We start from the raw sequence: 20690 nt of genomic DNA, 5'->3' as shown, positions 1-20690 counted from the left end.
GATGTTTCCGGTCGTGTTATAATGCGCCTGAATGTTTCCGCTTTTGGTCGTTTCAAACGGAATTGGTTAAAGTAAAAATAGCTGTATTTCATATTGATTGGTATTGCTTAGGAAGGCTGGCCGTTGTATTATGCTCATCACTCGTATTGAGTTGGAAAATATAAAAAGTTATCGCCAGGTTGCGGTCGATTTTCGCCGTGGTACGACGGCTATCAGTGGCGCGAATGGCGCGGGTAAGACCACACTGGTCGAGGCCATTGGCTTCGCGCTATTTGGCTATTTGCCATATAAGCAGGAACAATTTGTGCGTGAGGGCGAGAAGAACGGTAAGGTTGTTGTTCACCTGGTTGGTGGCGATGATCGCCCCTATACCGTTGAGCGCCAATGTGGTACCGGTTCACGCTGGCAGGTCTATGATGAAGAAGCAGATATGCGCCTGGAGCAACGCGCTGATGTACAGGATAAGCTCCACGAGCTCTTTGGTATTGATCGCGAGCGCTCCCTGGATGCGCTGTTTCGCGATGCCCTGGGCGTACCACAGGGAACCTTCACCTCTATTTTTCTGGAAACCGGCGCTAAACGCAAACAGACCTTTGATGCACTGCTACAGATCGAGGATTATCAAGTTGCCGCGAAATATCTGCTTGGCTCCCAGAATCATTATAAAGAACAGCTCCAGACCCAGCGCTCGACCATTGAGCGCTTACAATATGAGACCCGCGAGTTAGACGGTTGGCGTGAGCAACTGCAAAGCAAACGGCTGGAGGATCAGGAAAATAAAGCCAAAAATATCCAGCTCAGCGAGTTGCTCACCACCCATGAGCAGCGTAAAACATTCCTGGATCAACAGGCCGAGCGCGTCCGCGATCTCAATACACGCTATGAGCATGCGCGCTCCGATTATAGCTTTGCCGATCAACGTTTGCAGGATCTACAGCGGAGTTTCCAAAAGGCCTATGAAGCTCAGCAAATTGTCACGGACCAGCAGTCCGCTTATGACCAGCATCAGCAAGCCACCATCACCCTGCGCGATTTACGGCAACAGGCCAATGCCCGGGATGCCTTACGCCAGCAACATGGCAAAACAAGCAGCACGGAAATCCAGATCAATGAGCGCATAGCCAATCATCAGAATCGTCTACAAGAAGTGGAACGAGCACGACGGCGTATCGCAGAATTGGCTCCCCTGGTCGAACAACAACTTGAGTTAGAACGCCAGCGCGACGAGGCTCGCCAGCAGAGGCAGCGCTATCTGGAAGTATGCGCCTCCGGCCAGCAGAGTAAAGACAAACACGATGCAGCCACTCACGAACAAGAGCAATGCCAGCGAAAAATTACAGCTATCCAACCATTGGTGCCCATCGCTCAGCTCCTTGAAACCCGCCGCGAGACACATACCCGGTTACTCCTCCAGGCCAGCAAACGCAACGAAAAGCAACGCCAGCTTAAGGATAAACAGGCTGCGCTGCGCGAAAAACAACGCGAGCTGGAGCCGGCTGCTGACCTCCTGCGACGCGCGGAAAATAATGTGCGCCAGATAGAAGAGCATCGCCTGGAGGCCGAGGAGATGCCAGAGCTTGAGCAAGAACTGCAAACACTCAATGCCCAGCGCAACCGCCTGGAAGGCAACATCGATGGCTACGCTCGCTCGCGAGCCCAGTCCGCTGGTGGACAGTGTCCTCTGCTCCATGAGAGCTGTCTGAATATTCGCCAGAAAGGTATTGTCAGTCTGGAGTCGTATTTTGAAGGACTCTTAACCGAAGAAAAAGGAAAAATCGAGTCGATCCAGGTCCAGCAGCGTACCCTGACACGGCGCAAAGACCAGATCCAGAAATACGCCGACGCCCTGACACGCTGGTCTGATTATCTGGAACGACGCGATGAGCGTGCGGAAAATATGCAGCGCATCCAACGTGAAATGACACGCCTGGAACAGGAGGTTGCGACCCTGACGCAGGAACTGGCAGACATTGATCAGGTGGAGCAGCAATTCAAACAGGCTGAAATAGAGCTACAGGCCAGCAAACAGGCTGATACTGAAGTGCGTGCCCTCGATGGCCTGAATCGCCAGCTTGAACACGTACAAAAACAGCTCGCGCAACTGGAAACCGATATTACCAATCTGCGTCAGGAGGCAAGCCAGCTTCAGGGCAGTGGAGCCAGACTGAAACAATTGGAAACCGATTTAACCGACTTGAATGATCCACGTTCCGAGAGCCGGGCTAAACAGGATACGCTGGCCAAAGAAGCTCAGTATCAACAGCAACTTCAGCAGGAAGAGCTACGGCTACAGGATATTCAGCAACAGCTCCAGAGCCTGGATACTCAATTAACTGCCTATGCCTCGCTGGATAGTGAGATTGCACGTCAGGAACTCCTGGTCCAGCAAAACCAATCCGGTTACCATCGCTATCTACAACATCAGAATGAGGCTCTGGGCTTACCAGAGCGACAACAGGCCTTTCAACGCCAGCAAACAGTTACAACTGAGGCCAGAGAGAAACTGCAGGCAGTCCAGCAGGAATTCGAGCAAGCTCAGGCAGCCTTCAATCGGCAGGATCTGGAGGAGCTTGGTCTCACGATCGAGCGTGTCAGATATGAGCAGGTCCAACTTATTGAGCAGATGAAAACACTGCAGCTAGAAATGAACAGGCTTGAGCAGCAGATAGCGGCGGCTGAGGTCTTACTGGCCGAGCTTGAGGTTGCCCAGAAAGAATATCAGACGCTGGATGATCTGCATAAAATGATGGGACAGTTCCGCGAACTGATTAAGGATGCGGCACCACATGTGTTGAAAGCTATGCTATCTGATATCTCAGCTGAGGCCAATCGCATCTTTGGTGAGATTATGGGTGATCGCCGGGCCCAACTCGCCTGGCGCAATGACTATGAGGTCATCCTACGCCAGCAGGGTGTGGACCGCAGTTTTGCCCAGTTGAGTGGTGGTGAGCAGATGAGTGCAGCCCTCGCCATTCGCCTGGCGCTCTTAAAGAAACTGTCATCACTCAATATTGCCTTCTTCGATGAGCCTACCCAGAACATGGATGAATTGCGGCGTATGAATCTGGCCGAGCAGATCCGCCGCGTGCGTGGCTTCGATCAACTGATTGTCATCAGTCATGATGATACCTTCGAACAGGGACTGGATAGCCTGGTACGCCTGAATAAAGTCCATGGTGAAACTCAGTTACTGGATGATGAAGATAGCCTGCCACAGGCCAATCCGGGACAGGGCTGGGCCGATACCGAGGCCAACCAGACCTTGTTACAACCTACCAATTAGTTAGAGGGGAAGATTATGCTGCACAAAGGCAGACTGCAGGCGGCGCTCAATGCCAAGAAGGGACAGTTCTCGCTCTTCGATGGCTCATTCAACGAACAATTGGCGATGTATCAGTATGCCCTTGAGTCGTTATATGAGCGCTATACATCCAGCGCTCAACTTGAGAACATGCTTCCCCCCGATGACGTTGGTATGCCCTCCGCTGGCGCGCGTCCGACGATGGAATTGGATCGCTGGCTGGTGAATGCCGCCAACCAGACATATCATGGTCCAGTCTTCCCGTTTGGCCGCGAGTTCACCAGCCATGAGCAATCACGCCTGTGGGCCGAATGTATAGAAGGAACGACCACAATCGCTGTTGATGGCAGTCAGTTAATGCCCTGGCGTGATGCCTCGATTCCTGTTGGACTGGTGCAGGTGGGTTTCTTTGTTAATCCACATGCCCGTGGCCGTACTTATACCAAGGATGTACGCATGGAGGTCCTGGCACCTGAAGAGCTGATGGAAGAAACAAATAATGACTCGGACGATCCTGATAGCTATCCTTATTCTGAGATGCAGGTAACCCAGCGCCGCTATCTGCTGGAGATCGAAACCCTGTGTACACTGATGCAGCAGCATGCCACAGCCAGACGTGAGGAAGACCCTGTCTACAAGTCCTGTAGTTTTCTTTGATGGCTCACTGGTAGTCTCGTTCGCCATGACGATGCCGAATCCTTATCGCCAGCGCTATATCGATGCCGCGGTCAATTTACTGCGTACCTCTGAAGAACTACGGGTTCCGCTGATCGGTTATATTGATACCAGTTACGCCCGCGATATGATCACGATGCTGCGCCGCCTGGACTCTGCGCTGCCCAGACCGGTGTTGCGAGATACAAAAAAGATCCATGATGCTCTGCTCTGGCGCGGTCATCTACGCTGGGGTGATCGTACTCCGGCCATGCTCTGTGCTCGTAATGATATACTGGAAAGCTATGGTCCTTACCATAATAGTGTGGCCTTCTGCTATCTACAGACCAGCGCTGCTCGGCCACCTACCAGGCTGGAGTTTCCACGCTGGATGCTCGATGATGGAATTCTAGAACCAGTGCTGGATGTGGTACGAGCTGAGATTATCGCTGGCAATGGCTATCCCTATGCGATTGAGACGGCCGATGCCGTGTCGGTAATCACAATGCAGGATCGTAATGAGTTCTATGGTCACTTCCAGGCCTTCCTGGAACGCCAGAATGTCAAATTTAACTATTCAACCAAGTCATTAAGCAAGAATCGGCGACGCTAACACGTCATCTCAGCCTTCACCAGGGGTGCAGGCAACGCTAACACGTCATCGCAGTTCAGCAGGGGTACAGGGAATGCAAAAGCAGGGGTACAGGGAATGCAAAAGCAGGGGTACAGGGAGTGCAAAAGCAGGGGTACAGGGAATGCAAAAGCAGGGGTACAGGGAGTGCAAAAGCAGGGGTGCAGGGGATGCAATCCCATAGGTGCGAACGTAAGCAGTACTTGAACAATTGAATCAACGAAAAAGACCTCAAGCCGATGCCAGATAGAGCGTCTGGGCTAGTTGCGTGACCACTTCAGATTCCTGATGCACACGGTTTTGCGGATGATACCGCACGACCGGCTGCATCTGGGAGAGTGACGCTTGGATGTGCGACCAGGTCCAGGTACCCAGGATCATCGTGTGCAGGCTTTGAGCAAAGACGGCACACAGCGCCCAGGTACTCATCGGCCCCGCCACGCGCCCTCTCGCTTGCTCATGCAACTCGCGGCGTGCCTGGCTCACCTGCCGCTCCAAGAGGATCCAGCCGACCAGCATGGCTGCAAGTACCGCTTGATTACTTTGCAAATCATCACTGCGTAAGCGGTGTAAACGCACCAATTGCTTGATGCGCTTGAAGAGCAGTTCGATCTGCCAACGCGCCCGATAGAGCAACAGGATTTGCTCGGCTGACCAATGATCCGCTGACAGCGAGGTAAGTACCACCAACCAATCGGCGATCTGAATCGTCAATGCCTGGTTGGTGCGCCCATTCTTGCGGGCCTTCTCCTTTCGCTTGCTGTGCGCTCGCTTGGCTGCTTCTGGACTCAGATGAACGGCCACTAGACGCATCGGCTGCTGACGGCCACGCACCTGGAACACGACGTTGGCTTCTCCCTTGCCCGTTGGCTCCACGTGGGTCAACCAGCCAGAGAGATCAAACGGCGTCTGAGCATCGGCCTCAAGTAAGGGCATCGAGGACCAATGCAATCGGGTCACGACCTCAACGCCCTCATCGAGTTGATCGAGGATTGCTTGTCGACGACAGTAGGCACAATCCCCGACCACGATGTCTCCGCGTTGTCCATGAAAGTGCTTGAGCCCTTCGCCCACATGGTGATCCGTCAGCACGACCTGGTCGAGCCGTTTGCTCAGCAGTTCATAACTGCAGTGCAATCGGCGACTTTCGCCCGAGCGCTTCCAGGTGCGCAGATGGGTAGCATCCACCAGACGGATGCATCCGGTGAAGCCCGCAGGCAGATCCAGAGCCTTTTCTGGCTCGCTCGATCCCACCAGGGTTTGTACGATCGAGAGCAACCAATCTGAGGACTGATGCGTCCGTTTGGCCCACGAGCGGTCTCCATTGGTGCTCAGTCTCGTGCTCACAGCCCAGGCAGCGAGCTCGCGGAACGAGCGGAAGCAAAAGACGTAGGCAAAGATGCCACGCAGCAAATCGGTTGGGCAACGCAACCCATTGGAGCGTGTAAAGGCTTGATGGGTAAAGGCTTGTTCATTGACATCTGGTGGTAAGAGCGCAAGGATTTCTTGCCATCCAGCATCATTGATCTGGCCCAGGGCTTGCTCTGTGAGACATTTTTGCGTATGATGAGGTCGGCTTGACATGGTGTTTCTCCTTCGTCACGTTTTGGTTTTTTGTAACGATACCAGAGAAAGACCGTGTTTGGCCTCTTTTTTCGTTGTTCAAGTACTATTGTGCTTACGTTCGCACCTATGGGGATGCAATCCCCTGACTGGGTTCCAGGGCTGTGCCCTGGTCTCCCTTCCCCCTCTCTCGCCCGCGTAGCGGGCAAGCCTTTCCAATGGAACCTGACAGAGTACTAAAATCACACAATATGTTATACTTGTTAAAAGTTAAGATCTAATTCCCGTTTCTAGTGTTTTAACACCATCCCTTTTTGACATTGTCAGTATGCTATAAGCAGTGTAGAAAAGCCGTGACAATCGAGCCTTCCACAATATGCTTACAGGATATTGTATTAGAAACTATAGCGAAGAATTTTTCTATGTCACGTTCGACAACACATACATTTACTTGCCCCTGTGGACAAGTGTTTACAGGCAAGGCTTATGAATATGTCAATGTCGCAGATGATGCACACCTGCGCTACGTTGTCCTGGCCGGCCTGATTAACGTTTCTACCTGCCCCAATTGTGGCAGAAGGGCCGCTATCTCGGTACCATTTGTGTATTCAGATCCGGCCTATAACCTGCTGGCGTATGTTCACCCACGCGCCGATGCACCGGAAAATGCCCGGCTCTTGATCCTGGAGAAGCTACGCGATGTGTATATGGATGCTTCAAAGCTCCATGAGCAACCCGGGGCAACAGATAACGAATCCAGCAGCCACAATGGTGGTCGCGTGGTTTCACTCTCGGCCTCCGAGGCCCAGGATATGCCGCCGCTGAAAGTGGTCTTTGGACTGGAACAGTTGGGCGAGTTGATCGCGATGAATTTAAGTCCTGAGGATCGACTGGGCCGCCTGGCACTGAGTACTCAGAGCCGCAGTGAGGCCGAGCGCGGGCAGTTTCACGACATTACACGCAAGCTAGCCTCCGAGATGGGCTGTTGTATTGAGGTCGAAGACCTCCCTGATGAATACACCGTCTGGCTGTATGGATCGCGGCGCCAGGTTGGAGCATTGATGCGCGAGCTAGCCACACGAGGGTAAATCATGATTACAGTTGGCATCTTAACCATTAGCGATGGCGCAGCACGCGGTGAACGACAGGATCTGAGTGGGGCGCGTGCCCATGAGATCATCACACGCTTACCTGAAACGACGGTTCAGGTCCAGGATATTGTCCCGGATGAACAGGCCCAGATTGCGTCTGTGTTACGCTCCTGGTGCGATGAGCAAAAGCTCAATCTTATTATCACTACCGGTGGTACCGGTCTGGCACCACGCGATGTCACACCTGAAGCAACCAAAGCCATTATTGAACGTGATGCCCCGGGAATATCGGAAGCGCTCCGGGCTATCAGTCTGCAATATACGCCTATGGCTATGCTTTCGCGGGGCGTGGCCGGAGTTCGTGGTCGTACCCTGATTATCAATCTGCCGGGAAGCCCCAAGGCCGTTCAGCAATGTCTGGAATATGCCTTATCGGTCCTGCCACATGCGATAAATCTCATCATCGATGGTCCAAAGGAACACTAAGGATGAGCACGGTCATACACCACAATACTGTCCGGGAGCCTGCCACATATACGGGCCATACCGATAACGTTTTTGCGCTGGCTTGGTCTCCTGATGGCATGCGTGTGGCCTCTGGCGGCCGGGACAACACAGTGCAGGTCTGGGATCCCGCAACCTGCCAGCATCTCCTGACATTTCGTGGTCATCCTGGCTGTATCCTGGCCATTGCCTGGTCACCTGACTCCCGCTATCTGGCTAGCGGTTGTACAGGTGGCTTTGTCCATGTCTGGGAAGCAGAGACAGGAAATTTGCTCACAACGTATCGTGGCCATAAGCGCTTTGTGCGTAGTCTTTCCTGGTCTCCCGATGGCACTATGATCGCCTCTGGCGGAGACTTTGGCGATAACTCGGTCCAGGTCTGGTATGCTTTTGATGGACAAACCATCCACACACATACCGGCCAGGATCGCATCTTTGCCGCTCCCTGGTCGCCACAGGCTCCCTATATCGCCTCTGGCAGTTTCGATGAAGTGGTGCAAATCTGGCATGCGTACAGCGGCGAGCAGTTGTTGGAGTACAGTGAACATAACGGGCCCATCTACGCCGTCTGCTGGTCCCCCGATGGAAAAAGTCTGGCCTCAGCAGGCTATGATCGCCACGCTCGACTCTGGGATGCCCGGAGTGGACAGACCCGCTACATCTATCGCGAACATACCCATATCATAAAAACTCTCGCCTGGTCCCCCGATGGCCGCTATATTTGCTCCGGCGGCAATGATACCCACCTGCACGTCTGGTCAGTCCAGAACGGCCAGAGTAAAGCCCTGCTCACCAACCAGCACACTCACTGGATTCGTGCCATCGCCTGGTCACCCGATAATAAAATCATCGCTTCCGCCAGTCAAAAAAACATCCACCTCTGGTCCTGGCAAAAATCAATCAAAAAACACACAGAGCATTAGCCAGAATTCCTCACAAGCACACCCACTTGCATCTATTTCTCAACAACATGCGTACTAAAAAAAGTGTTGGAAGGCTACATAATAACAGCATAAGAGAGCAAACCTCTGAGGTGAAAGACACGACAACGCTCCTGTCCTTAAAGCTATTTGCAACGTCTCAAGAGGATAGTATTGAAAGGAATTTGTATGACAACATATCAGACACCGCTTGTCGTAGGCATCTTTGAAAATGAGATAAAGGCGAAAAACGCAGTTGATGCCTTGCGTACGGCTGGCTTCCGTTATGATCAGGTTGGCGTAGCCCTCAGCGCATCAGAAAACGCCACCCCTGACTTACAAACCGATCTTGTCAACCTTGGCGTTCCAGAGGAACAGGCAAAGTATTACGATAATGAGTATCGGTCAGGCAAAATAGTTGTCTCCATTCGTCCAGATGGGCGTGCCAGCGAAGTAAGCGATATTTTAACCAGCAATGGCGCATACAACTATGAGCAGCAGGCCAGTTCGGACATGGCTTCACCATCTGCAAGCGTCGACTCAGAACAGGTTGAGCCAGCCCGGGTTGAGGACAACCAGCCTCAAGAGACTCATAATGAGGCCACACTTTCCTCAAATCCCACTGAAGATCAGTAACACACATGTAGCTTTTCCAACAAAAGTTCACTCTCTAACACTAGTGTTCTGTCAAAGGTGATGAGAAAGGCAGGGGTGCAGGGGATGCAATCCCCTGACTGGGTTCCAGGGCTGTGCCCTGGCCTCCCCCTCTCCCGCCCGCGTAGCGGGCGAACCTTTCCAATGAAGTTTGACAGAGTACTAGTGGAGGAGTACATATAATACTCCTCCTTTTTTATCAATACATAATAAAAATTTCTTTCTAACTTTTTTCTCTTAACAATTGTTTATCCAATGCAATTTTAATCACTACCTATCCCTTAGGACTTCTTTAACATCCTCTTAACATATCTATAAAGTATATTTAACCAGACAGTGCTATTTTTTATACTGTACAATCATGCAAATTTGCTCTGGCTATTAAGCTGGAACAGTCATAGAAAGTGTCTATCGATTACGCACCTGACATAAATATCAGGCGTTGTTATAGTAAATAATTGGCGTGTAACCCTTGTGTCATTCAATTGCATTGACAATGCTGAGTGTATTGATCAGCGACTGCGCTAGCCGCAATCCAACGGCATTCACGCTTGCTTTTCAAGAGCGCGTCAAAAAAAGGAGGAGATCAATAAATATGCAGGAGCAATATCATTCACAGGATACGGGGTCTTTGCCACAATCGGGTATGCAAGCCACACAGAATGAACGTTTACCTTTTCAAGCATCGAATGAAGAGCTCGCTAAAGAAACCGAGCATATGGGACATTTTGACCCTACCCAGACACTGAACAAACAGGCAACCGTAAAGATCAATGTTAAAAACACCAATTTTTTCTATGGCTCTAAACAAGCCCTCTATGATATATCACTCCCCATTCTGGATCGTCAGGTAACAGCTTTGATTGGTCCCTCCGGCTGCGGTAAATCAACGTTTTTACGCACGTTAAACCGCATGAACGATCTGATCCCCGGGACACGCATCAATGGGAGCGCGGAATTTGATAACAGCAATATCTATACTAAAAAGACAGATGTAGTACTACTGCGTCAACGCATCGGTATGGTTTTCCAGCGTCCCAATCCATTCCCAAAATCCATTTTTGATAACGTTGCTTATGGCTTACGCGTCCAGGGTAAATCCAAAAAGTTTATTCAGGAACGTGTCGAGACCAGTCTACAAGGTGCCGCGCTATGGGATGAGGTGAAAGATCGCTTACATACTTCCGCCCTTGGACTCTCCGGTGGTCAACAGCAACGGCTCTGTATTGCACGCGCGCTGGCTGTCCAGCCCGAAGTTCTGTTGATGGATGAACCCTGCTCAGCCCTGGATCCTATCGCGACGTTGAAGATTGAAGAGCTGATTACTGAGCTTGTCAGGGAGTATACTATTGTCATAGTGACCCACAACATGCAACAAGCCGCACGTGTGTCACACTTTACTGGTTTCTTCCTGTCAGGCAAGTTGATCGAGTATGCACCAACGGTCCAACTCTTTGAACGGCCACAGCAGAAAGCAACAGAAGATTATATCAGTGGCCGTTTCGGCTAAGTTATTGGAAACAGGAGCATTCCTGTGGTGCAAAAAATACTGGTCGTTGATGATGAAGCAATTTTGCGGGATACCATCGCGTATAATTTAGAGCAGGCGGGCTATCAGGTTCTCAAAGCCGCTGATGGTCTGGATGCGTTGGAGATCGCACGCAAAGAGCCTCCAGATCTGGTTGTGCTGGATATTATGTTGCCTGGCATCGATGGGTTGGAGGTCTGTCGACAACTTCGCCGTGAGCGCGCGACTGTCACGGTGCCGATCATTATGCTGACGGCCAAGGCTGATGAGATTGATAAGGTGGTGGGCCTGGAGGTCGGTGCAGATGATTATATGACCAAGCCGTTTGGCCGTCGTGAATTACTGGCCCGCGTGCGTGCCCTGCTCCGGCGCGCTGATTATCCAGGCTATAATGGACATGATGAAGCGTCGCTACAAGGATCAGGGACACGTAGCAATGAACAGGAAATCCCGAGAAGTAAGGATCTTGTCGCGGGCAGTTTGCTGATTGATCAGGCCGGACGCCGTGTTAATATTCGCGGCCAGAATATTGAGCTCCAACCAAAGCAGTTTGACCTGCTCACCTATCTGGTGCGTAACCGCGGCACCGTACTGACGCGGGACCAACTTTTGCATCATGTCTGGGGCTATGACTATGCAGGCGATACACGCACTGTCGACGTGCATATCCGCTGGCTGCGCGAAAAATTAGAGGAAGATCCAGCCAGCCCTAAACGCATTCAAACCGTACGCGGAGTGGGCTATGTCTTTCGAGGATAACAAAAAACCCTTTAGCAATTGACTAAAGGGTTTTTCTTTGCGCTAGTTCAGGATGCTTTTGTTTCCGCCAGAGCCTGCAACAATTTCTCATATACTACATCCAGATGCTCGGGCATCACTTTGATGTCTCCAATCACTGGCATGAAGTTTGTGTCACCATTCCAGCGTGGCACAATATGATAATGGATGTGCTCTGCGAAACCGGCGCCGGCCACTTTCCCCATGTTGATGCCCATATTAAAGCCATCGGGATTCATCGCTGCTTTGAGCGCACGAATGGCCCACTGTGCTTGAGCCATCATATCTGCCAGCGTCTCCGCACTTAGCTGATCAAAGGCGCCAACGTGCTCATAAGGGGCCACCATCAGGTGCCCGTTGTTGTAGGGGTACAGGTTGAGCATGATAAAACAACGCTCTCCCCGGTGCAGAATATGATATTTCTGATCCTGCTGTGCGGCAGGCTGCGTACAAAAAATACAACCTGGCGGTGGTGGATCTTTTGGATCAATAAATGCCATGCGCCAGGGTGCCCATAAGTTATCCATCGCAATTTTTTTCAACTAACTCTGTTAATGAAGCGGGATCTACCCAGCCCTCTGCCCAATTGTGAATCGCATCAGTGACTGGTTTGAGCGCATAGCCTTTCTCCGTCAGCTGATATTCAACACGCACCGGAATCTGTGGATACACCACGCGTTTGACGATCCCCTCGGCCTCTAATTCACGCAGCCGATCGCTCAAAACGCGGTCAGATAAACCGTCAACCAGTACAGTCAATTCACCAAAGCGTCGAGGGCCCTCCATCAAAGCGTCTAACAACAATCCAGTCCAACGCTTACATATCACCTGTACCGCATGCTCGTACCTGGGACATGTGTTCGCCATAATCTTTGTTGCAATTGTTTGTTCTGTGGGCTTCGTCGCCATAAGTGCTTTGCCTACCATTTCCTATTCTCTTACTCTGGCGAGAGGAGGAATAGACCTATTGAAGTATACTCTCACGTATTTTTGTGTGTTTCTTAGTATACCACGCTTTTCTTTCTAAGGCAAGGAATGTTACAGATAAAAAGTAAGCATCCTGCGCTGGTTTCCAGCGAACAAAGCCATTGCTAAAGTCACAACTCACAGGCTAATATTATTACAATGTATAAACATAAGATTGGAGACTACTTGTTATGCTCGATGTGGCGCTTGCGACATCCTTTGATACCTTCTCATTAGAGGTGGCTTTCACAGCGCAGGCTGGCCAGACAACGGTGTTGCTGGGCGAGAGTGGAGCTGGAAAAAGTACTATTCTGCGCCTGCTGGCTGGTTTGCAGATGCCGCAACATGGCCATATCCGTTTGCATGATGTTACCTATTATGATCAGACACAGCATATCGCTATCCCTCCTCAACGGCGTCCCTTTGGCTATGTGTTTCAGGATTATGTGCTGTTTCCCCACCTTACCGTCTTTGATAATGTAGCCTTCGGCTTGCGCGCCCAGCATTTACCACGTGCTATCGTCAAAGCCAGAGTCGCGGAAGCCCTTGAAAGGGTACGTCTCCCTGATCTGGCCCGACGTCTGCCAGCACAACTCTCGGGTGGACAACAGCAACGGGTTGCCCTGGCCCGTGTGCTGGCCTTGCAGCCACAATTGCTGCTGCTGGATGAGCCTCTGGCCGCACTGGATGTCCAGACCAGGCGCGAAGTCCGCCAGGAGTTGCGTACACTGCTACGAGAGATCTCAATCACTACACTCCTGGTAACCCATCACTATCTGGATGGCTTACTCTTCGGGGACCAGTTGCTGGTTCTGGATCAAGGCCGACTGGTACAACAGGGAGGACAACAGGAGCTACGCGAGTATCCTCGTTCTTCTTATGTCGCGGAACTGGTCGGGGTAAATTTTTTCCGTGGCCAGTTGCTACGCTGCGAGAACCAGACCACCTGTATTATCCGTCTCATCAACAGCCTGGATACCGACGCAGCCACCGAGATCGTCGCAATCCTCAAGGAGCAGGCCAGGGGTGAAACAGTTGCTCCACTGTCAGGCCAGGAAATCTTTGTGGTCATTGATCCACGCAGTATCACGCTCCATCATACACGTCCAGAGGGCTCTGCGCGTAACGTTTTCTACGGTACGATCATGCATATCATCCACCTGGGCAGCCACACTGGCAACCATGATGGCAAAGTACGCATTAGCATCATCCTTGACCAGACGCAAGCTCCGCTCACCGCAGAAATTACTGCCAGTTCAGCGGAGCGCATGGGATTCCGCGAAGGAGAAACAGTCTTCGCCACCTTCAAAGCCACCGAAGCCAGTGCTTATCTTTAATCTTTCGATTTACACCTGCCACACTCGAGCACTAAAGTGCTCCTACTTCTTTTAGTATGTGGTGTCAAAAAAGGTGCAATGCACCTTTTTTTGACACCACATACTAAAATCCTTGTTCGCACCGCAGGTGCGAAAGCCCATTACATAGAAATGATGGAACACACGAGAATCAAAATATTCTGTAACAGGTTGACTGCTTTAAAGGCATAATTATTCGTGGACGGTCTCACTTTGCCAGTTACAGGTCTCTGGTAAAACCTGCTTCAAGGCTTCCGCCAGTCCATCCAGATCCGTGACATCATCACGATAGACGGCCCAGGCTTTGGCTTTCTGACCTGGTTCTATAACCTTGCGATAGGTGATCACGCTGATCCTTTTCCCATTGGGAAAGAATTCTTCTTTGATGCGGTCAATATTTTCCCATGGTAAATCAATCACCTCGCCACGGCGGCTGCTCTTGACCACGGATTGTGGACTGACCGTAATGGTAAATGGCACAGGCGCAATCAGGCGTAAATAATAGACAAAACCCGCCACAAAAATAATGGCTGCGATGGTGCTGCCGATGACCGATGCATCGTTTCGATTACTATGCTGATAGACCGCAATCCACAAGACCAGAGCCGTAACACCAATGATTCCGATAATGGTTACAATACGTTTAAACAGGCTCAAACCTGGTCCGATAAAGACTTGCTCATGTTCGACTGAAGATGATGCCATGTGAAGCTCTCCAAAAAATGTTCCCTATTTCCATTGCGTATTGTAGCAATGAGAAACGATTCCTGCAATGGACAAAATAAAAAATACTCCACCAACATCGGTATAATCCAATACGGACCACCACTGATGCCGGTGGAATAGATTCAGGTGAAAATGTGGGAGTTTACCAGATGTTTTTGTTGAGCGTGGCTAAAAACTCTGTGTTGTTGCTGGTCTTGGCCATGTGCTGGAGCAATGCTTCCGTTGCCTCTAAACTACTCTTTCCGCTCTGTTGATCAGCCAGGGTCGAGAACATACGGCGCATAACCACAATTGAACGGAGAGTTTTGTCGTCAAGGAGCAATTCTTCGCGGCGAGTACTGGAGCGAGCAATATCAATAGCGGGGAAGACACGGCGCTCAGCCAGCTTACGATCCAATACCAGTTCCATGTTGCCGGTACCTTTAAACTCTTCATAGATTACGTCATCCATGCGGCTACCAGTATCGACAAGGGCCGTGGCAATAATCGTTAAGCTACCACCTTCTTCAATCTTACGAGCGGCACCAAAGAAACGCTTGGGTGGAATCAAAGCACTGGGATCCAGACCACCTGAGAGGGTACGGCCACTTGGCTGAACTGCCAGGTTATATGCACGACTCAGACGGGTAATGCTATCCAGCAGAACCACTACGTCGCGTCCACCTTCAACCAGGCGTTTGGCACGCTCAAGCACCATTTCGGCCACACGCGTATGCGCTTCGGTTGGCTCGTCAAAGGTCGAACTGATCACTTCAGCCTTCACTGAACGCTTCATGTCCGTCACTTCTTCCGGGCGCTCACCAATCAACGCAATCATCAAGTGGGTGTCGCTATAGTTTTCTGTGATGGAGTTCGCAATAGATTTCAAGAGGAGGGTCTTACCAGCTTTAGGAGGAGAAACGATCAGTCCGCGTTGCCCACGTCCGATGGGGGCTACCAGGTTGACCAGCCGCCCCGATATATTCGATGGACCAGTTTCTAGATTGAACATTTCTCGTGGGAAGATTGGTGTCAGATTATCAAAGTGGGGACGCCGTTTTGCAATCTCGGGATCAACACCATTAATGGCCTCAACACGCAGAAGTCCATAATACTTCTCGTTGTCCTTTGGAGGTCGCACTTGTCCAGATACCATGTCGCCTGTGCGCAAACCAAATCGACGAATCTGGGATTGCGATACGTAGACGTCCATATTACCGGGCAGGAAACGCTCCTGACGAAGAAAGCCAAAACCATCCTCCACGATCTCTAATACGCCAGCGCTAAAGATATTTCCTTGTTGCTCGGTATTGGCCTGGAGTAGTCTAAAGACGAGGTCTTGTTTCTTGAGGGTGCTGTAACCTGAGAGTTCGAGGTCGCGAGCAATGTCGCGTAACTCCGTAAGGGTTTTCGTTTCTAACTCAGCTATGTTCACGTTGTGTAAGGGCGCAGCAGATTCTTGAGGAAAACGCCCTTTCTCCTTTCTGCGGTTGAACCAGGATAGTTAATGGTGGGAAATTTTCATATCGGGTCATATCGGGTCATGTTGAAATATTTACCCTGCTTGAAAGACTTGGATACAGGTGGCTTTGATGGTTGTTAAGAGGTGCCAGCCATATGCCAAAGATGTGTACCATGTGCCTTGCCACAAGCGGGAACCTGCGGACAATCTGCTCGGCACTGTACGTATCTCTGAAGCTAGCTAGAATATACCACAGGCACTAAGGGATGTCAAGGGTGTCACCTGCATCCTCCTGGGTTTAGCGAGAGCAGGAAAGGTGGATGTTTCCCCTCTACTACATGGGGGGACTAGTCGCCCCTGGATACCTGCCCAACCAGCAGCCCGTTGCATATCATAGAATGAATACCAGTACTTGTCAATCCATTCGTTACAACAACGCAGGTAATCTCCAAGGTTGCGTTGCTCTAATTCTCGATCGACAATTTTGTTGGCATGGGGATGTTTATAAAGCCGGGGCAATGGTGACCCAAAGCCGTGGATGTAGTGCACCAGTTCGTGCGCAATGGTGGTGATCAACACATACTCCGGTACTTGCTGCACCTGCAACAGCGTATTGACTCCAATAAACGTCATCGTGGCATCCAGGGATAGCCGTATCAAACCCAGCCTTCCCTTCCAGGGATAACAGTAATCAATACTGATTTCGTTGACCCTGGGACAATCTGCGAAATAGCTCTGCCATATCCATTGCAAATACATCACTAACTGAGATCTGTCATCAGGTTGTGCGTATAAGGCAGGTTCGTTCATGATGACTGAAGGTACCATCCGCTTACTCCTTTATAAACAATACCTATCGAGCGACAGGCATGAAATTTTCGACTTGTTAATTCAGTATACCCACGGATCTAGCAGGTTCTATACATGACCATTTCTAAATATGTACTCATGTCAACAGACCATTATTGCCCGAGTATACCAGCCAACAACAATCTCTATCAGCGTGATTTTTAAACTCTATCTGGCATAAAACACAGTATAGCTATAATCCAGAATCAATATTAAGTAAACAAGAAAACAGTTACTCCACACAGACATATACTTCAGCTTAGGCCATAAGCGGCTTCTCCGAATATTAATTCCTGCTTGCAACTTGATTAGATTTACCTTAAAGCCCAACTAATTGAGCTCAAATACGGGTCATTTGACCTATGCAAATTTGTCCAACTTCCGTTATAATTCATCGTGTAGAGAATATAGTATTAAGGAGGTAAGGTCATGAACGCAACGATTTGTAGAATAACTGATCTGGATTTAGACGTATGTTATGATTTTGCGATAGTCGATAACGACTATGACACAGCACCTATGGTTGCGGTAGTGCCCAGCCCACAGCCGGTCGATGAGGAAACCCTGTATTCGTCCTTTGAAGAAGCGCTGACCGATCGCATTACGGGTTCACACCGTAACTGGTACCATCTGAGTGATGGCAACCTCAACAGTGTTCCAGTAAATTATGAAACAGATGAATTTTTGACTGTGGCTCCTGCGACTGAGCCCATCGCCCTGGTCGATGAAACCAGCGTCTCGATGCCGATCTGGCTACGCAATCTTGTCTGCACTTGTCTGGCCTTAATCTTTTTATTGATTGGTTTTGACATGATGGGATTGCTGGAACTGTCTATTCACCACTAGAGAGCCCGTTGGTGGTCCTTCAATGACCAGAACGGTCTCTCTAATCCTGTAAATTTTTCGCCCATTTATTTTTCACCTCCTAACCTCAACACACCAACCACTAACTTCACTTTATCTTTCTTCCCTCAAAACATCACCCTTTCTTAATAGCATTGCTCAAACTTAATAGCATTGCTCAAACTTAATAGCATTGCTCAAACTTAATAGCATTGCTCAAACTTACTCACCTCGAAACCTTTCGCGCTGGATTTTCGCGCCTGCGGCACTCAAAAAATTTTGCGATTGAGGGCATATATCCCGATAGACACAGCTCCTAGCCAGATTAACGCCAAAACGAGGCCAGTGATACTTATAGAGTGCCTAATACGTATATTACTTGAAAGGGGGTTATGTGCAAAGTCGTCCTAGAAAACCACAATTTGCTTCTCGACCTGAAGGCAGCAATGCCAACGTAACATCAGCGATCGGGATGGAAGAAACTTTTGGCCGTTCACGAGCCCGCCAGACATCACTCTTTACACGTACAGTTATGTGGATGACGGGATTTGTTTGCGCAGCCCTTCTGCTCGGCACCTTCGCTCAAGCCTGGTCCAATAATCATCTGGTGGCTGAAGTGCAACAGGAGCAAAAAATACTGACTCAGGTGCGCAACGAGCATAGCAAACTACAACGCGATGCCCAACATTATCAGGATCCAGCTGTGATCGAAAATGAAGCTCGTCAACAACTGGGCTATATTCGTCCTGGCGAACAGGCTGTCGTTATCATCGATGCCAACAATAAGGGTCAGGGTAAAATTCAGCCTCCAAAAAATACCACATCAACCCGGGGACACTGGCAAGATTGGTGGAAAATTTTCTTTGGTCCGGTATCCCATTAGCCGATAGTAACAATTATAGCCGTACAATCAGCTTGATCTGGCTGAATTCCGGACAGCTACTTTCGATTGGCGGTCGAAAAACTCGTGAGCTGAGGACGCCTGACACCTCCTCTGAAGAGAGAGAAGAAAGTCATACGTTCTTTTGATTTCCTTGACAGCATATGTATGATAAAAGTATAACGTAAGTATACATTACGTTATACAAATTACACTTTTTGGGACAACAATGAATTCGAAGCGTGAATACAAAGTAATAGCTATTTATATTATTCAGCTCCAGTTTTGGCTGGAGCTTCTTAAGCTTTTACTTAAAGGGATGCGTTTCGCAGAGTGAGCCCAGGTATTATTACAAAGCGGAGCGTAGGATGCGTTCCGCTTTTTCTTTTTTTCAGGTAACGCTATGTGCAACTTTTTCATTGTTGCCCGGAAAAGAAGACCCACACATAGCGTATAGCAACGTTGTATGGCTTTGGCTTTGGCTTTTAGTACAGGAGCATAATCTTCTTTCCGCTGAATGAGAGTAATTGTTCTCCACTCGTGTGACATCGATGGTGATTCACCTTCACAGCTGTGACCGGGATGATTCCAGTCACATAAAACCAAGCCAGACCAGGGGTTATGTAGGGATGGGATACGGTTGGTAGTACTTGCCAGCATTCGATGAAAAGCGGCTATCAAATCTGACCGGGATCACAGTTTATCACCAATGAGCTCAAAACTTTCAAAAATTTTGAAAGCGTTGAAAAGTTTTGAAAGTTGTAGCTGTCATTATGAGTAGGAGTTTATTATGAGTGCTCAATCTTTGGTGTCGGGAGAAACTTCTCTGGCTGAACAATCACCTGCACATCAGGTGGCGATCTATGTGCAGGAACATTTAACACGCTATCTCCATGAATTAACTGACCTCTGTGCGATAGATTCTGGCACAGCCCACAAAAGCGGAGTAGATGAGGTGGCGCTCTATCTGGCGGGGCGTATGCGCGGATTAGATATGGATGTGACGATCTTTGAAAATGAACGATGGGGCAACGATGTCTATGGTGTTTTACGTGGCACGGGTAAGGGTGTAGTGGTTCTGCTGGGGCATATGGATACCGTCTATCCCGTGGGTACGGCGGCGGCACGTCCCGTACGCGTTGAAGATGATATGATATATGGACCTGGCGTTATTGATATGAAGGGCTGTATTCTCTCTGGCATCTACGCCCTGGAAGCCTTACAAAGTATTCATTATCATGACTTTGCTGAAGTTCGTTTCCTCTGTGTCTCCGATGAAGAAATCAGTGATCGACATAGTAAAGAGACCATCCGCCATGTCTGTACTGGTTGCCATGCAACCCTGGTATTAGAGGCGGCACGCGAAAATGGTGATCTGGTTAGTGCCCGTAAAGGCGGTGCCTGGTATAAATTGCGGGCCAGCGGTCATGCCGCCCATGCGGGTGTAGAGCCAGAAAAAGGCGCCAATGCGATCCTGGAATTATCACATCAAATTGCTCAATTTCAGTCCTTAAATGGCTGGCGCGAAGGACTGACCATTAATACTGGTCGCATCCAGGGCGGTATTGCCACGAATGTTGTTCCTGATTTCGCGGAGGCCTGCATCGATGTCCGCTTTGCGAAGACCGAGGACCGGGTCGCCCTCGAACAACGCTGGAATGAAATGATGCAACAAAAACTGGTGCCAAATGTGACATTAACGCTTGAGATTGATCCAGATGATCGTGAGCCGATGCTGTGCACCCCTGAAAATCTCTATATGGCACAGCGCGCCCAGGAAATTGCTCGTGGGCTAGGCTTTGAGGTCCGTCACGCGCCCACTGGTGGCATCTCAGATGCTAACTATGCCTCTGGCTTTGGCTATCCTGCCCTCGACGGTCTGGGCCCTGTGGGAGGCCTGGATCATAGTCCTAATGAATATATGGAGAAGGATAGTATCGCGCCGCGTACAGCGTTGCTGGCAGGCTTGATCGCTTCAATTGGCTCAACGGGACAATAAAGGGTTTT

Annotated in this window: 19 protein-coding genes; 13 read left to right on the top strand and 6 right to left on the bottom strand. The window is 50.0% G+C overall.

Features of this window, described 5'->3' with window-relative positions; translation table 11 throughout:
• The first annotated feature begins 130 nt into the window (after positions 1-130).
• The 3 genes from KDW_RS11705 to KDW_RS11695 are packed head-to-tail and all read left to right on the top strand — an operon-like array spanning position 131 to position 4568.
• Positions 131-3283 carry an AAA family ATPase gene (locus KDW_RS11705; protein ID WP_151756118.1) on the top strand — a complete coding sequence of 1051 codons (3153 nt, stop codon included), beginning with the start codon at positions 131-133 and terminating at the stop codon, positions 3281-3283.
• Positions 3284-3298: 15 nt separating this feature from the next.
• The gene (locus KDW_RS11700; protein WP_151756117.1) at positions 3299-3958 is read left to right on the top strand and encodes a hypothetical protein; all 660 of its coding nucleotides are present in this window, start codon (positions 3299-3301) and stop codon (positions 3956-3958) included.
• Complete coding sequence (locus KDW_RS11695; RefSeq protein WP_151756116.1) at positions 3903-4568, top strand: DNA double-strand break repair nuclease NurA; 666 nt, start codon at positions 3903-3905, stop codon at positions 4566-4568. The genes KDW_RS11700 and KDW_RS11695 overlap by 56 nt, the downstream gene beginning before the upstream one ends.
• A gap of 249 nt (positions 4569-4817) precedes the next feature.
• Here KDW_RS11695 and KDW_RS11690 read toward each other — a convergent pair whose 3' ends face one another.
• A complete protein-coding gene (locus KDW_RS11690; RefSeq protein WP_151756115.1) occupies positions 4818-6170 on the bottom strand; it encodes a transposase in 1353 nt (450 codons plus the stop codon).
• Between the two features lie 401 nt (positions 6171-6571).
• On the opposite strand from KDW_RS11690, the gene KDW_RS11685 reads away from it, so the two are divergent.
• The 6 genes from KDW_RS11685 to KDW_RS11660 all read left to right on the top strand — a co-directional run bounded on the left by KDW_RS11685 (position 6572) and on the right by KDW_RS11660 (position 11605).
• Complete coding sequence (locus KDW_RS11685; RefSeq protein WP_151756114.1) at positions 6572-7237, top strand: CpXC domain-containing protein; 666 nt, start codon at positions 6572-6574, stop codon at positions 7235-7237.
• Positions 7238-7240: 3 nt separating this feature from the next.
• Entirely contained in the window at positions 7241-7726 is a 486-nt protein-coding gene (mog, locus tag KDW_RS11680) for a molybdopterin adenylyltransferase (protein ID WP_151756113.1), read from the top strand.
• Between the two features lie 2 nt (positions 7727-7728).
• Positions 7729-8667, top strand: coding sequence for a WD40 repeat domain-containing protein (locus tag KDW_RS11675; RefSeq protein WP_162005155.1), 939 nt, complete (start codon positions 7729-7731; stop codon positions 8665-8667).
• A 186-nt stretch (positions 8668-8853) separates the two neighbouring features.
• Complete coding sequence (locus KDW_RS11670; protein ID WP_151756111.1) at positions 8854-9300, top strand: COMM domain-containing protein; 447 nt, start codon at positions 8854-8856, stop codon at positions 9298-9300.
• 736 nt (positions 9301-10036) lie between these two features.
• On the top strand, positions 10037-10828 hold the full coding sequence (pstB, locus tag KDW_RS11665; protein WP_151757344.1) for a phosphate ABC transporter ATP-binding protein PstB: 792 nt from the start codon (positions 10037-10039) through the stop codon (positions 10826-10828).
• A gap of 24 nt (positions 10829-10852) precedes the next feature.
• On the top strand, positions 10853-11605 hold the full coding sequence (locus KDW_RS11660) for a response regulator transcription factor (protein WP_151756110.1): 753 nt from the start codon (positions 10853-10855) through the stop codon (positions 11603-11605).
• 47 nt (positions 11606-11652) lie between these two features.
• Here KDW_RS11660 and KDW_RS11655 read toward each other — a convergent pair whose 3' ends face one another.
• Both KDW_RS11655 and KDW_RS11650 read right to left on the bottom strand, forming a co-directional pair.
• Positions 11653-12150: an HIT family protein gene (locus tag KDW_RS11655; protein WP_151756109.1), complete on the bottom strand. Its 498-nt coding sequence runs from the start codon at positions 12148-12150 to the stop codon at positions 11653-11655.
• Positions 12143-12532 (bottom strand): winged helix-turn-helix transcriptional regulator, encoded by a 390-nt coding sequence (locus tag KDW_RS11650; RefSeq protein WP_198925249.1) that lies wholly within the window; start codon positions 12530-12532, stop codon positions 12143-12145. Before KDW_RS11650 ends, KDW_RS11655 begins: the two co-directional genes overlap by 8 nt.
• A gap of 248 nt (positions 12533-12780) precedes the next feature.
• On the opposite strand from KDW_RS11650, the gene KDW_RS11645 reads away from it, so the two are divergent.
• Entirely contained in the window at positions 12781-13926 is a 1146-nt protein-coding gene (locus KDW_RS11645) for an ABC transporter ATP-binding protein (protein WP_151756108.1), read from the top strand.
• A 210-nt stretch (positions 13927-14136) separates the two neighbouring features.
• On the opposite strand, the gene KDW_RS11640 is transcribed toward KDW_RS11645, so the two are convergent.
• From KDW_RS11640 to KDW_RS11630, 3 genes are all read right to left on the bottom strand, one after another.
• Entirely contained in the window at positions 14137-14649 is a 513-nt protein-coding gene (locus KDW_RS11640; protein WP_151756107.1) for a hypothetical protein, read from the bottom strand.
• Positions 14650-14812: 163 nt separating this feature from the next.
• On the bottom strand, positions 14813-16084 hold the full coding sequence (rho, locus tag KDW_RS11635) for a transcription termination factor Rho (protein ID WP_151756106.1): 1272 nt from the start codon (positions 16082-16084) through the stop codon (positions 14813-14815).
• A gap of 267 nt (positions 16085-16351) precedes the next feature.
• Positions 16352-16939 (bottom strand): hypothetical protein, encoded by a 588-nt coding sequence (locus KDW_RS11630; RefSeq protein ID WP_151756105.1) that lies wholly within the window; start codon positions 16937-16939, stop codon positions 16352-16354.
• A gap of 450 nt (positions 16940-17389) precedes the next feature.
• Here KDW_RS11630 and KDW_RS11625 point away from each other — a divergent pair, with 450 nt between their 5' ends.
• From KDW_RS11625 to KDW_RS11615, 3 genes are all read left to right on the top strand, one after another.
• A complete protein-coding gene (locus KDW_RS11625; RefSeq protein WP_151756104.1) occupies positions 17390-17806 on the top strand; it encodes a hypothetical protein in 417 nt (138 codons plus the stop codon).
• A gap of 391 nt (positions 17807-18197) precedes the next feature.
• Complete coding sequence (locus KDW_RS11620; RefSeq protein ID WP_151756103.1) at positions 18198-18686, top strand: FtsB family cell division protein; 489 nt, start codon at positions 18198-18200, stop codon at positions 18684-18686.
• A 787-nt stretch (positions 18687-19473) separates the two neighbouring features.
• The gene (locus KDW_RS11615; protein ID WP_151756102.1) at positions 19474-20682 is read left to right on the top strand and encodes a M20 family metallopeptidase; all 1209 of its coding nucleotides are present in this window, start codon (positions 19474-19476) and stop codon (positions 20680-20682) included.
• Positions 20683-20690: the final 8 nt, after the last annotated feature.

The organism is Dictyobacter vulcani, assembly GCF_008974265.1.
Lineage (GTDB): Bacteria > Chloroflexota > Ktedonobacteria > Ktedonobacterales > Ktedonobacteraceae > Dictyobacter > Dictyobacter vulcani.
Note: the sequence above shows the minus strand (reverse complement) of the source record. Positions and strands in the feature narration are given on the sequence as shown.